The organism is Methanospirillum sp., assembly GCF_035560735.1.
In the GTDB taxonomy this organism is placed as follows: Archaea; Halobacteriota; Methanomicrobia; order Methanomicrobiales; family Methanospirillaceae; genus Methanospirillum.
Window position 1 is genome coordinate 1 of sequence record NZ_DATMYY010000340.1, and the last position, 16,631, is coordinate 16,631.

Consider the following 16,631-nt stretch of genomic DNA (forward strand, 5'->3'; position numbering starts at 1 on the left):
AAAGTTGCCTCAATAATACGGATTATAGCATCATTCATGGAATATGATCCCTAGAACATGAGACAAGTGAAAAACGTTACCAAGACAACGTCGTGGGTAGTGCTTGCATTCAGTCTCGCACTGCTCATGGTTGCTCTGCCGGTAGTCGCTGAAGACTCAAAAGCAAAAGATGTTGTTAACATCGGGTATCAACCAAGTACCCATCACCTCGCATTTACAACTGCGTACCAGAAGGGATACTATAATGAAACTCTCTCCCCCCTCGGAGTAAAGGAAGTTAAGGCATATAGTTTCCCAACCGGAGCACCTGAGATTCAGGCACTTCTGGCAGGAGACATCGACTTTGCATATGTCGGATCCGCACCGTTTGTTACTGGTGTCGCCAATGGGCTTAATGCAAAGATCATTGCCGCAGTAAACACTCAGGGATCTGATCTGGTTCTGAAAAAGGATCTTCCATACAAGGCTCCCGCTGACCTTAAAGGACTGAAGATTGCAACATTCCCAGCAGGAACTATTCAGGATACAATCCTTCGTGACTGGCTCAAGAAGAATGGTCTTGATGCAGACAAAGATGTCGAGATCGTTCCTCTCGGACCTGGAGATGCCATCACTGCATTCCTTGCCGGAAAAGTAGATGCAGCATTCCTGCCACAGCCATCACCTGTCACTATTGAAGATTCAGGTACAGGAAAGATCATTGTTCATTCTGGAGAAATGGAACAGGACCATGCATGCTGTGTTCTTGTAGCGACAGATGATGTCATCAAAAACCACCCAGAACTTGTAGAACAGGTCCTCAAAACTCATCTGAAAGCAACCGAGTTTAATGCCGCAAACAAAGAGGAGGCTGCCAAACATCTGAGTGAACTGACCGGACTTAATACATCCATCATTCTCAAGTCCTTTGATGAATGGGATGGTCAATTTGTATCAGACCCGGCAAAGATTACTACCTCAGTTGAAAACTTTGCAAAAATTCAGAAGGATCTCGGATATATCAAGAAGGATGTTTCTGATAAGGATCTCTTTGATACAAGTTTCTGGGGAAAAGTCAAGGCTTAATTCCCAAAACTCTTTCTTTTTTACCACTCATTTAGTGTTTTTCAGGATATCGAGGCTTTAGGTTGCTGATAGAACCATATGTACCAGGGTTTAATAAAAACCTCATGATTGTTCAGAAAAAGTCTTTGAACTGTTCATAATGAGACAGACCTATTTTCCTAAGATATAGGTTCTAACTCATAAAAGGATCAAAAATACCAAGCCTAAATCCTAACTTATTTACTTTCCCTTCTCCCATATGTCGATATGGATACTGCGATCCTTGTCGATTGCGTAAAATTGTTTGAGATGGTTTCTGTCGTCATGGTTATCGCTTACCTCTTTAGCAGAAGCCGTTTTTATCAGGAAATACTTGAGCATCGACCAACTATCTCAACAAACATTATTCTCGCGCTCATTTTTGGTATCCTATCAATTTATGGAATGTCAAGTGGTGTCAACTACTTTGGTGCCGTTGTAAATATTCGAGACCTGGGTCCGATTATCGGCGGTCTCTCGTGCGGCCCCTTTGTAGGTATTGGTGCTGGCATCATCGGGACATGTTACCGGTTATCTGTCGGTGGCCCAAATGTCTTTGGAGCAGCTCTGGGGCCAATTATATCAGGAATATGCAGTGGTGCAATCTTCCTCTTTAATAAACGGGATATCCTTTCTACAAAAAACGCAATAATCGCTACAATAGGGATCGAAGTCGGAGTATCGCTCATCACATTATTAATACGAGCTCTCGGTGGCTCAACCTCAACCCTTCTGACTGTTTTCATAAACGTAGCACTTCCAATGATCTGTCTGACCTCAGTTGCAGCCGGAATATTTGCATTTATCATTCACAACCTGATTCAGGAGAGACAGGTAAAACTCGAAAAAGAGAAACTTGAGCAGGAGATCGCAAAGAAAGAAGCAGAACTCAGCATCGCTGCTGAGATACAGAAAAGTTTCCTTCCAGACTCTCTCCCATATTTTCCAAAATACGAAATGGCTGGAAAAAGTATCCCTGCAAAAGAAGTTGGGGGTGACTTTTTCGATTTCATGCCACTCGAACTGATCCCATTCTCAAAAAGTCAGATGGGCATCATGATTGCAGATGTTGCAGGGAAGGGTGTCCCTGCAGCATTATTCATGGCCCTTTCCCGAATCGTTATCAGGATCAGTGCACTCTGGTTTAAAAACTGTGCAGAAGCCATTGCTTTTGCCAACCCGGTAATCACCCATGATTCAAAGACCGGGATGTTTGTAACCCTGTTCCTTGGCATCCTTGACAATGAGACTATGACCATGTCCTACGTCAATGCAGGTCACAATCCCCCTCTCGTATTCAGGACAGGAACCGAGAAGATTGAGGAATTAAGACCAACGGGTATTGCAATCGGTGTCATCGAAGATATCGCATTTGATCAAAAGTCAGTTCATCTACAAGACGGTGATGTAGTTGTCCTATATACTGACGGAGTAACCGAAGCGATTAACACCAGCACAGAAGAGTTCGGCGTTCCTAGACTTATTCAGACAATAAAGGACTCTGTCTCCCTTCCTTCCCAGGAAATAGTGGATACCATTGTCACAAGAGTTTCAGAATTTTGTGGTGCACAGCCACAGCACGATGATATCACGCTTCTTGTGATTAAGGTTCATAATTCATAGTGGTATCTTCCATGAATTCTCTGATGAGAGTACGTTTGAATACCGTACTGGATGAAGATACATTTGTCCCTCTCATCAGATCTGAGGATACTGAACTGATCGGCGGGACCGGATATATAGAAGGAAGAAAAGTCTGTGTTATAGCCCTGAATCCCGTGGCTTCTGTTCCGCTTGATCCGTTTGAAGTTCTTCAGGACGAACTGGCACTTCTTGAACATGCAGAGAAGAATCATCTTCCAATCCTCCACCTCGCTGATCGTCCTGAACGGGTAGCTATGAACACCACTGCCATTCCTCTCTCAATTATGCGGACATATATTGAGCCAAAAGGTGTTGGTAGTGTGTTTACCAGGTTCGCACGATTGTCCGGAGTCGTTCCACGTATTGCGGCGGTATTCAGCCCGATAGCTACAACCCTGACATATCCGGTCGCAGAATGCGATGTCGTGCTGATGACAAAAACATCAGGCATGTCGCTTGCACGTCCGGATATGCAACGACTCATGACGGGAGAATCAGAGTCATATGAAGCATATGGGGGAGCAGAGATGCATGCATCAGTGTCTGGAACCTGTGATATACTCTGTGATACTCCAACCGATGCACTTCAATTAGTCAGGAAAACTCTCCAGACATTTCCATCGTATTATAAGGAGAATCCACCTGTTTTCGAGCCACGGAATCCTGATCCTGATGCCCGGCTTCCGTCTCCCCTGACGCTGGCATACCCATATTCACGTTTTGATATGCACGATCTCATTGAAACATTCATAGATCATGAGACATTTCTTGAGCATCGGGCATTGTATGCGGCTGAACTCATCACAGGGTTTGCAAGAGTGAATGGAATGAATATTGGAATTATTGCCAACAATTCCCTGAACAAGGGTGGCATTCTCTTTCCTGAAACCTGCATAAAACTTGCTTCATTTGCCTCACTCTGTGATTCATTCAATATCCCCCTCCTGTTCCTTGCTGACCTACCAGGGTTTATGGTTGGAAAAGAGTCAGAACGTGCAGGAATCATTCAACATGGCGCCTTAATCTTCTCCACGCTTGCCAACCTTTCTGTTCCAAAGATCTGTATCATTGTCAGAAAGGCCTATACTGCCGGATTGTACGCGATGTGTGGAACAGGTTTTGAGCCTGACCGTCTGCTGGCATTTCCTGATGCAGAACTGACCATATACGGTACTAGAGCTGCTTCAAAGCTGGCAGAAGAGGGTGGTTTTACTCTTCAAAAGATAAAAGAGGTGGTAGACGCAGTAAAAGCAACTGCGAATCCAAGACTCCATGTAGAATCAGGGTGTATTGATGGAATTATTGAACCTGATCAGGTACGAAGTGAACTTTCAGATTTTCTCGAGCGGGTGTATTCCCTTCCATTAAATCGGACGTATCCGAGACGTGTACTCTGTCTTTAAGATTCTCTTCTCTTTTTTAATTTAAGCCAGATCGGTTGAATATATCAGTACCAACCAGGGTTGGTATCTGGATCTCCATACTTTTCTTTCAGAAATTGATGTAAAAAAAGATCCATTTCACCAGACGTAAACCGCATAATGAGATATGCAAGGATTGAAAATTCTGAAATCACATTGCTACAAACCCAAGGTTAATACTCCAATCAGGCACAAAAACAGGGAGAAACTATGAAACTTATCTTCCCTGATGGACACGAGATAGAAATTGCTTCAAGAGGAAGGACGATAGAGGCAATTATTCAGGAGCAGGGACTCAACCCGCTTGAACTTCTCGTCTCACGGGACGGGGAGATCATTCCCGAGGACACAATAGGGAATGATAGTGATTCCATCAGACTCATCAGGATATCTCATGGAGGGTAAACCGGTCTGTTCACACTGCTCAGGCCAGGCTGTGTACCTGGACAGGGAGAGCGGGACCCATCTCTGCAGCCGGCACCTCAAAGAGTCGGTTGAGTCCAGAGTTTTGAGCAGGCTCATGCAAGAGGAGCCTCTTCCAGAGATCATAGGGGTTGCATTCAGTGGAGGAAAAGACAGCACAGCACTACTTGCTGCCCTGGTTGTACTAAAAGAGAAAATACCATCCAGACTTATCGCCCTCACTGTTGACGAAGGGATTGGCGGGTACCGTGAAGAGACCATCAGGCATGCCAAGGATGTCTGCTCCAGACTCAATGTTGAACACCGAATCATCACCTTTCCTGATCTGTTCGGCCTGAGTCTCGATGATTTCATGAAAAGTTCGAGCAGGAAAGCATGCACCATCTGTGGAATTTTAAGGAGACGTGCCCTTGAAGTTCTCGCACAGCAGGAAGGAGTCCGTCTCCTTGCGACCGGCCATAACCAGGATGATCATGCACAGACAACACTCATGAACGCCTTCTCTGCTGATATCAAGAAAGTGTTCGCAGGTTCAGGAAGAACATCACAGTTTGCACGCCGCATCAAACCATTTGCATCAGTAAGCGAGAGAGAGGTGACTCTCTATGCAATCCTTTCTGATCTATTTATGGATCTTCCTGAATGCCCGTATGCAGGTGACGCACTCAGAGGAGAAGTCCGAAGACTCCTAAACCGGTTTGAACAGGAGCACCCCGGTTCGATGAGAAATCTTGCCCATGCTGAGGAAGAGATCAGATCACGACTCAAAAACAAAGTGAAACTTCAGCCACTGGAAAATTGCAAAGTCTGTGGGTGGCCTGGATCAGGAGAAATTTGCCAGGTCTGTACGGTACTCAAAGAGCAAAAAGAGTACAAGAACAATTCATCGACCGGACAGGATTGATCATACCCCTTCAACAATCTCCCTGACACCCTCAACCAGAGTCTGAATCTCTTCTTCAGTATTATACAGGTATAAACTGGCCCGCACTGTCCCATCAGGAAGATTAAGATATTTCATAAGCGGCATGCAACAGTGATGCCCTGATCTTACGATGATAGAATACTGATCATCCAGAATATGGGCCACCTCATGAGGGTGCAGACCCTCAACAATAAACGAAACAACCCCTATCCTCTTCTCCCCTTCATGAGGCCCGATGAGCGTTACTCCCTCTATTCCCGATAACCCGCAGAGTAATTTTCTCGTAAGAACATCTTCATGAGCTTCAATCGCATCCATCCCGATAGCACTGAGATATTTTACTGCTGCCCGAAGGCCGAATGCACCTGCAATATTTGGCGTCCCTGCCTCATACTTTGAATACCCTGATGCAACGAGGTACCCATCAGTGGTAACATCATCAATCATTCCCCCACCAAGAAGCAGAGGTTCCAAACTATCTTCAGCCATCCAGAGCACACCGGTCCCGGTGGGGCCGAGCATCTTGTGACCTGAAAAACAGAGATAGTCACAGCCGATATCTTTTACATCTGTCTTCATATGGGGAACGGACTGGGCACCATCCACGAGACAGAGGGCATTATTATCATGGGCGATCTCTGCAATCTCTTTGACAGGTTCGACAGTGCCTAGTACGTTTGAAGCATGGCTGACAGCCACAAGCCGGGTATTTTTTGTTATAGTTGATGAAATATCATCAGAAGTTATTCCGGCCATAGGATTTCTGGCAGGAGATAGTACGTTCACAGTAACACCCTTTTCCCGAAGGGCATACCAAGGAAGCAGGTTGGAGTGATGATCAGTAACAGTTGTAATTATCTCATCGCCTGGCCTGAACGTCAGGCCGCGTGAGACCATGTTGATCGCTTCAGTACAGTTCCTGACAAAGACCGGTGTTCCGCCCTCCCCTCCGATGAACCGGTTCACAGTTTCATGGGCGTCCCAGTAGAGTTGACCTGCTATCTGCGAGAGTCTATGAACTCCGCGTCCCACATTGGCACGGTAATGGGTTTCGTACTCCACCATTGCATCGATGACCGGTTGTGGAGAGAGGCTTGTCGAAGCATTGTCGAGGTAAATGACCTCCTGGGTTAAAGGAGTTTCCTGCCTGATCCGGTCGACATTCATCTGATCTGATATCCTCCCATGATGTACTACCATGTATCGCCAGTTGGTTAAGAATCTCATGGATGCTGACACTGCCGGGACCGTGGGCATTATCCCGGAGGAGGATGCAGATAATTATCACAATCGTGAAAGCGCTTCCATCAGACGAAGAACCAGCGGAGCCGGCATGTAACCAGGATCTCATCATCGAGATTCGGGATATTGCTGAGCGGCAGGGGGTTCTTATTCTTGCCCATAACTATCAGTCACCTGAGATCTATCAGATCGCAGAGAGAATCGGTGATTCACTTGAACTGGCCAGAGTGGCTCAGGAGACCGATGCAGATTCAATTCTCTTCTGTGGTGTTGACTTTATGGCTGACACCGCGAAGATCTTAAATCCGCAGGCACGCGTCCTGATACCGGATCCACAGGCCCGATGCACGATGGCACATATGGCAGGAGAGCAGGCAGCAATAGAGCTCAGAAAACAGTACCCTGAAGCAGAAGTGGTCAGTTATGTCAACACCACAACTGCAACCAAGGCTGTGAGTGACATCTGTTGTACCTCTGCAAACGCAATCGAGATTGTTGAGTCAGCTGAAGCAGACCAGGTGATTTTCCTTCCAGACAGGAACCTTGCCGCATATGTGAGCAGGTTTACAAAAAAGGAGATAATCCCTGCAGCAGGGTACTGCTATGTCCATGATGCCATCACCAGGGAAAGTGTCGATGCTATGCAGAGTCTTCATCCAGATGCACTCTTTGTGGCACATCCGGAATGCAGACCTGATATCATCGATATGGCTGATGCGGTCTGTTCAACCAGCGGGATGACACGGTACTGCCGTGATGCATCGGCATCATCCTTTATCATCGGCACTGAATCCGGCATGCTCCACCGGCTGCGGTCAGAAGTTGTGGGAAAGAAGTTCTTTTCAGTTGCAGGAATCTGTGCTCCTATGAAACAGATAACGCTTGAGAAGATCAAAACCTGCCTGATGACCGGATCAGGTGAGGTGGTTTTGGAACAGAACCTTATGGATGCCGCACGAGCCCCTCTCGAACGCATGATTGAAGTTTCAAAATCAAGACAGAGCCGATCCTTCAGGACCCGTGAAGAGATCAGAAAAGGGCTATAGGTAAAGGGCTCCTTGTATTAATCGTCTGATAACAGCACATCACAGAACTGGCGTAACCTATGACTGCAGAACGAATCGTGTACATGGACCATTCTGCAACAACCGCTACCGACCCAGCGGTCGTCGATGCAATGATCCCATGGTTCTCAAAAGGGTATGGTAACCCATCATCCCTGTACCGCATTGCACGCGAATCAAAAACAGCGGTTGATAAAGCAAGAAGTCAGGTAGCAGCGGCACTGGGTGCACAACCTGATGAGATTTACTTTACATCCGGTGGAACTGAGGCTGACAACTGGGCAATAAAAGGGATTGCCTTTGCCAACCGGAAGAAAGGCAACCACATCATCACCAGTGCCATTGAGCACCATGCAGTCCTTCATACCTGTGAATACCTCGAAAAGCAGGGATTCTCAGTCACGTACCTCCCGGTGGATGAGACAGGACAGGTGCGAATCAGTGATCTCAAGGATGCAATTACTGATCAGACCATCCTGGTCACGATCATGTTTGCAAACAATGAGATCGGCACTATCGAACCTATTGCTGAGATCGGAAAAGTATGTCGTGAACACGGAGTGTATTTCCATACCGATGCTGTTCAGGCGATCGGTAATGTGGCAATCGATGTGGCAGCGATGCAGATCGATCTCCTCTCACTCTCTGCACACAAGTTTTACGGCCCCAAAGGTATCGGTGCTCTCTATATCAGGAAAAGTGTCAGAATTGACAACCTCCTGCATGGAGGAGGCCAGGAAAAGAGGAGACGGGCAGGTACAGAAAATACTCCAGGAATTGTTGGTCTCGGTCTTGCTATTGAACGTGCCATTGCCAGAATGGATGAGCAGAACAAGCGGGTTTCAGCGCTCAGAGACCGCCTGCTTGAGGGGATTTTTAAGACCATTCCAAACACAAGGCTGAATGGACACCCAAAAGAGAGACTTCCCGGCAATCTGAATGTGAGTTTTGATTTTATTGAAGGAGAATCCATGCTCCTGCTCCTCGATCACTTCGGAATCTGCGCATCAACCGGGAGTGCCTGTACATCAGGTTCGCTTGAGCCTTCTCATGTTCTTCTGGCTACCGGGCTTCCTGCGGAGACGGCACACGGCTCACTCAGACTCACGCTAGGAGCAGAAAACACCGAAGAAGATGTAGATTACGTCCTGGAACAACTCCAGAAGGTCGTAATCCGACTGCGGGAGATGTCTCCCCTGTACGCAGATCATAAAAAGAGGTCATGTAATGTATAGCGAAAAAGTAATGGATCATTTCATGAACCCCCGCAACCAGGGGGAGATAACAGAAGCTGATGGTGTTGGAGAAGTAGGAAACCCGACCTGCGGTGATATCATGCGTATCTTCCTCACTGTGAAGGACAACATCATTACCGAGGTTAAGTTCCAGACATTCGGATGTGGAGCAGCGGTTGCCTCCAGCAGCATGGCAACTGAAATGATCAAGGGAAAAACCCTTGAAGAAGCATGGGAGGTCTCAAACAAGGCAGTCGCCGAGGCACTTGAAGGGCTTCCAGCTATTAAGATGCACTGCTCGGTGCTTGCAGAAGAGGGTATTCACCAGGCTATCAACGATTACCGGGTAAAGCACGGGCTTGAACCCTGGGTAGAGAAGAATCCTCATTCACATGACCACCATGGGATTGAAGATGAAACCTGCTCAACATAATCCAATTATCCGTCCCCATTTTTCTCTCTAAAGAAATATTCCCCTCATTTTGGCAAATCACATCCCTTAACACAGGGAGATGGATCGTTTTGAGGTTATGTAGAATCTCACAAAAAACTCATTTTTTCACCATTTATTAAATCAACAGAGAATGGAATCAGATCAAATTTAGCCGGATTCTTATTCCTTTTATACTCCCGCGATAACCTATAGGATAGTTCACGATTGTGACAGAAACGATAATCCCGTTATGAGGTAAGGAAAGGAGATGGAAAAGAACACAGATCTTATCTTTGCAGCACTCTTCAAACTGGAAGAGGCACGACAGGTGATCCGGGACGGACTCCCATCGGGCCTCAACCAGCAGGAAGAGACACAACTGAAAGAGAAGATCTCAGAGTTAAAAGGGATTATCCAGGCCCTTGAAACCGGGACTGCCGGGAAAAAACCAGGAAAAATTGCCGGATCGATCGAAGTCAGAACACGTGAGGAAGAGAATATCAATATTCAGCCAATCCAGGCAGCAGGACGGCTGACCCTAGCAGCCCGTCAGGCGATCATCGCCTACGGTGACGGCTACTCTACCTGTGATGCCTGCCGAAAGCCATTCAGGCTGGATAAGATCTCAAAACCTCCAATCGCAGACTTTCACACCCAGCTCGCCCAGTTCGTCAATATGGATCAGGCACGGGTTGTGCCAGGAGCACGAAGAGGGTTCCAGGCAGTTGCCCAGACAGTCGTCGAGAAGGGTGACTCAGTAATAGTATCTGCATTTGCACACTACACCGAGTTTCTCGCTGTGGAAGGCGCAGGAGGAGTTGTTAAGGAGGTTCCCTTAAACAAGGACAATATCATCACCGCTGATGCAACTGCTGAAAAGATAGAACAGGTAAAGCAGGAGACCGGAAAACTCCCGACCCTGGTGATGATCGATCACTATGACTACCAGCTCGCCAACGAACATGATGTCAAAGGGATCGCAAAGGTTGCACACAGTTACGATATCCCCTTCCTCTATAACGGTGCATACACCGTCGGAGTCATGCCTGTCGACGGAAAGGCTGTCGGGGCAGACTTTGTAGTCGGTTCCGGCCATAAGAGTATGGCTTCTCCGGCACCTTCAGGGGTGCTGGCGACGACGAGCGAATGGGCAGACAAAGTCTTCCGTACCACCCAGATGGTCGGAGATGTCACCAAACGCAAGTTCGGAATTAAAGAAGTAGAGATGGTCGGATGCACGCTGATGGGATCCAATCTTATCGCAATGATGGCTTCATTCCCTGAAGTGAAAGAGCGGACACTCCACTGGGACGACGAGGTCAAGAAGATCAACTTCTTTGTTGACCGGTTGCTTGCTATTGACGGAAGCCGCGTTCTCTCTGAGTACCCCCGAAAGCATGCACTGACAAAAGTGGATACAACCGGCAGTTTTGACAAGATAGCATCGACCCACAAACGTCGCGGCTTCTTCCTCTCAGACGCACTCTCTGCAAAAGGGATCGTAGGAGAGTTTGCAGGGGCAACCCGAACCTGGAAACTCTCAACCTACGGGCTCTCCTGGGAGAAGGTCAGATACCTTGCCGATACATTCACCGAGATCGCAGAACATTACGAACTACCAATTTCAAAACAGTAAAATCACTGATTACCATGACTGACAAAAAAGACAGAGACGCAACAACTTCACTGCACGCAGGACAGGTCCCGGATCCAACAACCGGAGCACTCGCCGTACCAATCTATCAGACCACCAGTTACCAGTTCCGTGATGCTGACCATGCTGCAGCACTCTTCGGACTCTCTGAGCTCGGAAACATCTACACACGCCTGATGAACCCAACCACCGATGTGCTCGAGAAGCGTATCGCAGCACTTGAAGGTGGATCCGGGGCACTTGCTGTGGCCTCTGGTCAGGCTGCTATCTCATACGCCCTTCTCAACATCACCAGGGTTGGCGATGAGATCGTAGCTGCAAACAATCTGTACGGTGGTACTTACACACTTCTGCATTACACCTTTGCAAAACTCGGACGCAAGGTTATCTTTGTAGACTCCCAGGACCCTGAAGCATTCAGAAAAGCGATAACCCCAAAGACCCGTGCAATCTATGCAGAGACTCTCGGAAACCCGAAACTTGATGTGCCTGACTTCCGCAAGATTGCTGATATTGCTCATGAGGCAGGAATCGCCTTTGTTGTAGACAACACGTCTGCTGTCGGCCTGGTCAAGCCCATTGAGCATGGTGTCGACATCGTTGTCCACTCTGCAACCAAGTTTGTTGGCGGTCACGGTAACTCCATCGGTGGACTGATTGTTGATTCAGGAAAGTTCAACTGGGGCAATGGAAAATACCCAGAGTTCTCAGAACCTGATCCAAGTTACCACGGACTTGTGTATTGGGATGTCTTCAAGGACTTTGCAGGGCTTGGAAACGTCGCATTTGTCTTCAAGATCCGGCTCTCACTACTTCGTGATCTCGGTGCAGCACTCTCACCATTCAATGCATTCCTTCTGCTCCAGGGCTTTGAGACACTCCCACTCAGGGTAAAACAGCACTCAGAGAACGCCCTTGCAGTTGCAAAGCACCTGAAGGCACACCCCAAGGTTGCCTGGGTCAACTATCCAGGACTTACAGACAACGCAACTAATGCAGTTGCATCCAAATATCTTGAGCACGGATATGGTGCTCTTCTTGGAGTCGGAGTCAAGGGAGGAGTTGAGGAAGGAAAGAAGGTCATCAACGCTCTGAAACTCTTCTCCCATGTTGCCAACATCGGAGACTCAAAGAGCCTTGTGATCCACCCGGCATCCACGACCCATCAGCAGCTTACTCCAGAAGAACTCATTGCAACCGGAGTAACTCCGGATTACATCAGACTCTCAATCGGAATAGAGAATGTCGAAGATATTATTGAGGATCTGGATCAAGCATTAGCTCAGATCTGACCTACATGATTCGTGGATCTGTTGGAACGGTAAAAACCGAACAGGTGACCTTCAAAGAACCTCTCACACTGGAAAGTGGAGAGGTTCTCCCTGAACTCACTATTGCGTATGAAACATACGGTACTCTTGATCGCGATAGATCAAACGCTATTCTTGTCTGTCATGCCTTGTCAGGTGATGCTCATGCAGCCGGGTATCACACAGGAAGTGAAAAACCAGGCTGGTGGGATATCGCCATAGGTCCGGGCAAAGCATTTGATACTGATCAATACTTTATTATCAGTTCAAATGTCCTGGGTGGTTGTAAAGGGACTACCGGTCCTTCATCACTCAATCCGGCTACTAACAAGCCATATGGTCTTTCCTTCCCGGTTATCACTATCGGAGACATGGTTCATGCCCAGCGTCGACTTCTTGAGCACTTCAATATTCAGCGTCTTTTTGCAGTCATTGGTGGATCGATGGGAGGGATGCAGGCACTCAAGTGGTCAGTGCTGTACCCAGACCTTGCAAGCAGGGTTGTGGTGATAGCAAGTACTGCATACTCTACTCCACAGCAGATCGCTTTTAACGAAGTTGCCAGAAGTGCAATAAGATCTGATCCTGACTGGAACCATGGTGATTACTATGAGGGGTTCCCACCTGCCAGAGGACTTTCACTTGCCAGGATGATAGGGCATATCACCTATCTATCTGATGAATCGATGCATCAGAAGTTTGGCAGGGGTCTGCAGGGAAAAGACGAACTCAGTTATGAATTCACTACTGATTTCCAGGTTGAGAGTTACCTGCATTACCAGGGCGATCGGTTTACCCAGCGGTTTGATGCAAACTCATACCTGTATATAACCAAGGCCATAGACTACTTTGACCTCACCATTAATGACTCCCTCACCGAAGCATTCCACAATGTAAAAGCAAAATTCCTGATCGTTTCGGTCTCTTCAGACTGGTTATATCCCCCATACCTCTCCCAGGAGATCGTGACAGCACTTTCATCAGCCAGTGCTGATGTGGAATACTGTGAGATCAGGTCAAATTACGGGCATGATGCATTCCTGCTTGAAGAAGGACAGATGAACTACCTTCTTGGGCGGTTCCTTTCATCACTAACTATTACTGATGTGATGAAAATCCAGGTCCCTACCCTGAAAGAGGATGTAACAATCAAGGAGGCTGCTGAACTCATGATTTCTCAGTCAGTCAACCATCTGCCAGTGGTCGACTCAGAGGGAGCACTCACCGGAATTGTCACATCATGGGATATCTCACGGTCGGTGGCACGGGAGTTTACCTCTCTTGATGAGATCATGACCCGAAATGTCTTCTATACATCACCTGATGAGCCGGTTGATAGTGCAGTCAAACGGATGGAACTAAACCATATCTCAGCACTGCCGGTAGTAGATGACAAGCGAAGAGTGATCGGCCTGATCACTGCCGAGCACCTTTCCCGCCTTATCGGCCGTTGCCGATAATTACCCACTTTTGGAAATACCCAAATCAGATGGGAGTGAAGATATGGTATCTTGACAGTGATGCGATCGCAATTCCTTATTATTGCAGGAATTATCTTTCTTTTTACCTTATCCTCTGGATGTATCGCTAGCGATGGAAATACCCAGTTGAATCTCACCTTTTTTGATGTCGGACAGGGTGATGCCTGCCTTGTGCAGATCCATAACAAAACAATGCTCGTAGATGCCGGTCCTTATGAAGCAGGGCCGGGTATCATAGACTGGCTCAAAACCAGAAACATCACCTCTCTGGATGTAGTGGTGGCAACCCACCCGCACAGTGACCATATCGGAGGAATGCCTACCGTGCTTAAACAGGAAAAGACAGGAATTTTCATAGATGCAGGTGATTCTCACACCACCCCGACATATGAAGTGCTTCTGAAAACGATTGAGAAATTTAAGATTCCATACCGGGTGGTTCATGAAGGGGATCAGATAGATCTCGACCCTGCTGTCACTATCAGTGTTCTCAATCCTGGTTTCACATATTCAGGAGATCTCAACGACAACTCAATCGTCCTTGAAATTAATTCAGGAGACAGGAAATTCCTGCTCATGGGTGATGCTGGGATTCCAGTCGAAGACAAACTTCTCAAAGAAGGAAGAGATCTCAAAGCAGACCTGCTCAAAGTCGGCCATCACGGAAGCAGACATTCTTCAGGGCGAAGGTTTATTGAGGCTGTATCTCCAGAGATTGCAATCATATCACTTGAGGCCGGAAACGAGTATGGTTTCCCACAGAAGGATCCGGTAAAGTATCTTACCGATGCCGGTTCACAGATTTACCGGACTGATCAGGAAGGGACAATCACAGTGACTGCTGATCAAAAGAATCTCATTGTGAAATCAGAGAAAACATCCAGCCCTTCCACAGATTGTAACTGTTCACAGATGCAGGGAGTGTGCAAAAGCCAGGAGAGCAGATCAAACTCCTGCTGCCTCTCATGCGGAGTATAACCATGGTGGATGCGAGCAAAACAGTGGTGATGACCATTGACCGGATTGAAGATGGATATCTCATTCTGATTCCCCGTGATCACCCGGACGAGATGATCCAGTTCCCACGAAAGTATGTGGGAGAGTTTGAAGAGGGAGATATTCTGGAATTGTCAATCAGGAAAGATGAGTCAGCAACACGGGAGGCCAGAGACCGGATTATCAGACTGAGAGAACGACTTGTAAACCGTTGAGCAAATCAGCACACGAGAGAACTTCGCATCAGCCTAAACCGTCACGATTGTGAAACATAATATACTTTCGCATATAACGAGTACGTATGAAATTGCTGGCGGGTGTGATGATTATCGGTTTTCTCATGCTCGCGGTGTTAGCAGGTATCTCACCGTTTCCGATGGAACGAAAAAGTGCCTGTTGTACACCAGACTCATCCGGTCGGCCCACTTGTCATATGACTATGACCAGTCAGGGGGGAATCCATACTTGCAGTTGCAAAACAGCTGCAGCTTCAACAGCAGCCTCAACTCCCACGAGTTCGTGCAACGGAGCCTGTGGATCATTGATGGCAACCGTAACGCAGCCTTCAAGCCTGCTTGACAGGCTTCGCAGATATGCTGTCAGTGGATATCGCAGGATAACTAACAGAAATCTGCTTGAGCATGATAGCAGACGACAGATTTACGATGAGATCGTTGCTTCACCGGGGGTCGATCTCAGGAAGCTCACTGATAGTACCGGGATGAATGAAAGTACCCTCCGTTATCATCTGGAAAGGCTCTATGACGGGGGAAAGATACAGACAACTACAATCGGAGGGGTCTGCCATTATTTCGAAAATCATGGAAAATACTCGGCAGAAGAACAGGTCCTCCGGTCAAGGATGCTGACAGCTGCTAGCTCGCGAATACTCATGATCATCTTCAGGCAACCGGGTCTCACTCGTGGCGAACTGGCAGATCTTCTCGGAGTTGCAGGACCAACAGTGACGCGGAGTGTCCAGAACCTCACTGATGATGGATTGATCCGTATAGAACGTGAGGGGAGATTTACCAGATATTATCCAGAAGAATCTGTAAGGGGATGTTTTAGCAGGGAATGTATTCCATCATTCATCCATGATACTGTAGCAGGTGATCCTGTATATGCAAAATAAGACATCGATATAAAGTACGTTTTATATTTCATGGAACAATATTTTCGATGATGATCAAACCATACCTTCTCCTCATTATCCTGACTTTCCTGATTATCTGCACCCCTGCCAGTTTGGCAGTATCGAATTCATCTCTAAATCAGACAACTAAAGCTGATAATATAACTGGCCCTGATTACGAGATAACAAAAATATCATTGCCTGCCCAGACCTCATGGATAGAGCCGGGAACATACATGGCCCCGAATATATCGATACGGAATGCAGGTGCCGATGATACGAACACACAACCATTGCAGGTTCAGGCATTTCTCGGGAAGTACCAGTTAATCTCAAAAAACAATATGGTCTCATCCTTTAAAGCTGGAGAAGAACGAGTGGTATCACCAAATTATCTTATTCCTAATGGGGTCCCAACCGGAGAATACACCCTGACAGTATCAGCAGCCCGTGGTCAGGATGAGGGAGTGGCTACAGATAACAATAAGGCTTCAGCCCCTGATCCGGTGAGTGTCAAGCAGATAACCTCAAAGGCAAAAGTCCGCTCATGCAATTGTGCGTAATAAATTGTGCATAATATAATCC

The 16,631-nt window shown here is 47.2% G+C and carries 16 protein-coding genes; 15 read left to right on the forward strand and 1 reads right to left on the reverse strand.

Features of this window, described 5'->3' with window-relative positions; all coding sequences use genetic code 11:
• Window positions 1-57: 57 nt before the first annotated feature.
• The 5 genes from VN429_RS10055 to VN429_RS10075 all read left to right on the forward strand — a co-directional run bounded on the left by VN429_RS10055 (window position 58) and on the right by VN429_RS10075 (window position 5,475).
• Complete coding sequence (locus VN429_RS10055; RefSeq protein WP_325632856.1) at window positions 58-1,065, forward strand: ABC transporter substrate-binding protein; 1,008 nt, start codon at window positions 58-60, stop codon at window positions 1,063-1,065.
• 246 nt (window positions 1,066-1,311) lie between these two features.
• Window positions 1,312-2,706 carry a SpoIIE family protein phosphatase gene (locus tag VN429_RS10060; RefSeq protein ID WP_325632858.1) on the forward strand — a complete coding sequence of 465 codons (1,395 nt, stop codon included), beginning with the start codon at window positions 1,312-1,314 and terminating at the stop codon, window positions 2,704-2,706.
• 35 nt (window positions 2,707-2,741) lie between these two features.
• Entirely contained in the window at window positions 2,742-4,130 is a 1,389-nt protein-coding gene (locus VN429_RS10065; protein WP_325632860.1) for a carboxyl transferase domain-containing protein, read from the forward strand.
• Window positions 4,131-4,358: 228 nt separating this feature from the next.
• Window positions 4,359-4,553, forward strand: coding sequence for a ubiquitin family protein (locus VN429_RS10070; protein ID WP_325632862.1), 195 nt, complete (start codon window positions 4,359-4,361; stop codon window positions 4,551-4,553).
• Window positions 4,543-5,475, forward strand: a complete 933-nt coding sequence (locus tag VN429_RS10075) for a TIGR00269 family protein (RefSeq protein ID WP_325632864.1) — start codon at window positions 4,543-4,545, stop codon at window positions 5,473-5,475. Before VN429_RS10070 ends, VN429_RS10075 begins: the two co-directional genes overlap by 11 nt.
• Here VN429_RS10075 and VN429_RS10080 read toward each other — a convergent pair whose 3' ends face one another.
• On the reverse strand, window positions 5,476-6,753 hold the full coding sequence (locus VN429_RS10080; protein ID WP_325632866.1) for a cysteine desulfurase: 1,278 nt from the start codon (window positions 6,751-6,753) through the stop codon (window positions 5,476-5,478). It lies immediately after the preceding gene.
• Between the two features lie 14 nt (window positions 6,754-6,767).
• Here VN429_RS10080 and nadA point away from each other — a divergent pair, with 14 nt between their 5' ends.
• From nadA to VN429_RS10130, 10 genes are all read left to right on the forward strand, one after another.
• The gene (gene nadA, locus VN429_RS10085) at window positions 6,768-7,784 is read left to right on the forward strand and encodes a quinolinate synthase NadA (protein WP_325632868.1); all 1,017 of its coding nucleotides are present in this window, start codon (window positions 6,768-6,770) and stop codon (window positions 7,782-7,784) included.
• 59 nt (window positions 7,785-7,843) lie between these two features.
• The gene (gene nifS / locus VN429_RS10090; protein WP_325632870.1) at window positions 7,844-9,037 is read left to right on the forward strand and encodes a cysteine desulfurase NifS; all 1,194 of its coding nucleotides are present in this window, start codon (window positions 7,844-7,846) and stop codon (window positions 9,035-9,037) included.
• Entirely contained in the window at window positions 9,030-9,470 is a 441-nt protein-coding gene (gene nifU / locus VN429_RS10095; RefSeq protein ID WP_325632872.1) for a Fe-S cluster assembly scaffold protein NifU, read from the forward strand. The genes nifS and nifU overlap by 8 nt, the downstream gene beginning before the upstream one ends.
• A gap of 268 nt (window positions 9,471-9,738) precedes the next feature.
• Window positions 9,739-11,106, forward strand: a complete 1,368-nt coding sequence (gene pscS / locus VN429_RS10100; RefSeq protein ID WP_325632874.1) for an O-phospho-L-seryl-tRNA:Cys-tRNA synthase — start codon at window positions 9,739-9,741, stop codon at window positions 11,104-11,106.
• A 14-nt stretch (window positions 11,107-11,120) separates the two neighbouring features.
• Entirely contained in the window at window positions 11,121-12,416 is a 1,296-nt protein-coding gene (locus tag VN429_RS10105) for an O-acetylhomoserine aminocarboxypropyltransferase/cysteine synthase family protein (RefSeq protein ID WP_325632876.1), read from the forward strand.
• 5 nt (window positions 12,417-12,421) lie between these two features.
• Window positions 12,422-13,894 carry a homoserine O-acetyltransferase MetX gene (metX, locus tag VN429_RS10110; protein ID WP_325632878.1) on the forward strand — a complete coding sequence of 491 codons (1,473 nt, stop codon included), beginning with the start codon at window positions 12,422-12,424 and terminating at the stop codon, window positions 13,892-13,894.
• A 60-nt stretch (window positions 13,895-13,954) separates the two neighbouring features.
• A complete protein-coding gene (locus VN429_RS10115; RefSeq protein ID WP_325632880.1) occupies window positions 13,955-14,893 on the forward strand; it encodes a ComEC/Rec2 family competence protein in 939 nt (312 codons plus the stop codon).
• Between the two features lie 2 nt (window positions 14,894-14,895).
• The gene (locus tag VN429_RS10120; protein ID WP_325632882.1) at window positions 14,896-15,126 is read left to right on the forward strand and encodes a DUF3006 domain-containing protein; all 231 of its coding nucleotides are present in this window, start codon (window positions 14,896-14,898) and stop codon (window positions 15,124-15,126) included.
• Between the two features lie 107 nt (window positions 15,127-15,233).
• Window positions 15,234-16,046, forward strand: a complete 813-nt coding sequence (locus tag VN429_RS10125; protein WP_325632884.1) for a winged helix-turn-helix transcriptional regulator — start codon at window positions 15,234-15,236, stop codon at window positions 16,044-16,046.
• A 47-nt stretch (window positions 16,047-16,093) separates the two neighbouring features.
• Window positions 16,094-16,609, forward strand: a complete 516-nt coding sequence (locus VN429_RS10130; RefSeq protein ID WP_325632886.1) for a hypothetical protein — start codon at window positions 16,094-16,096, stop codon at window positions 16,607-16,609.
• Window positions 16,610-16,631 lie beyond the last annotated feature (22 nt).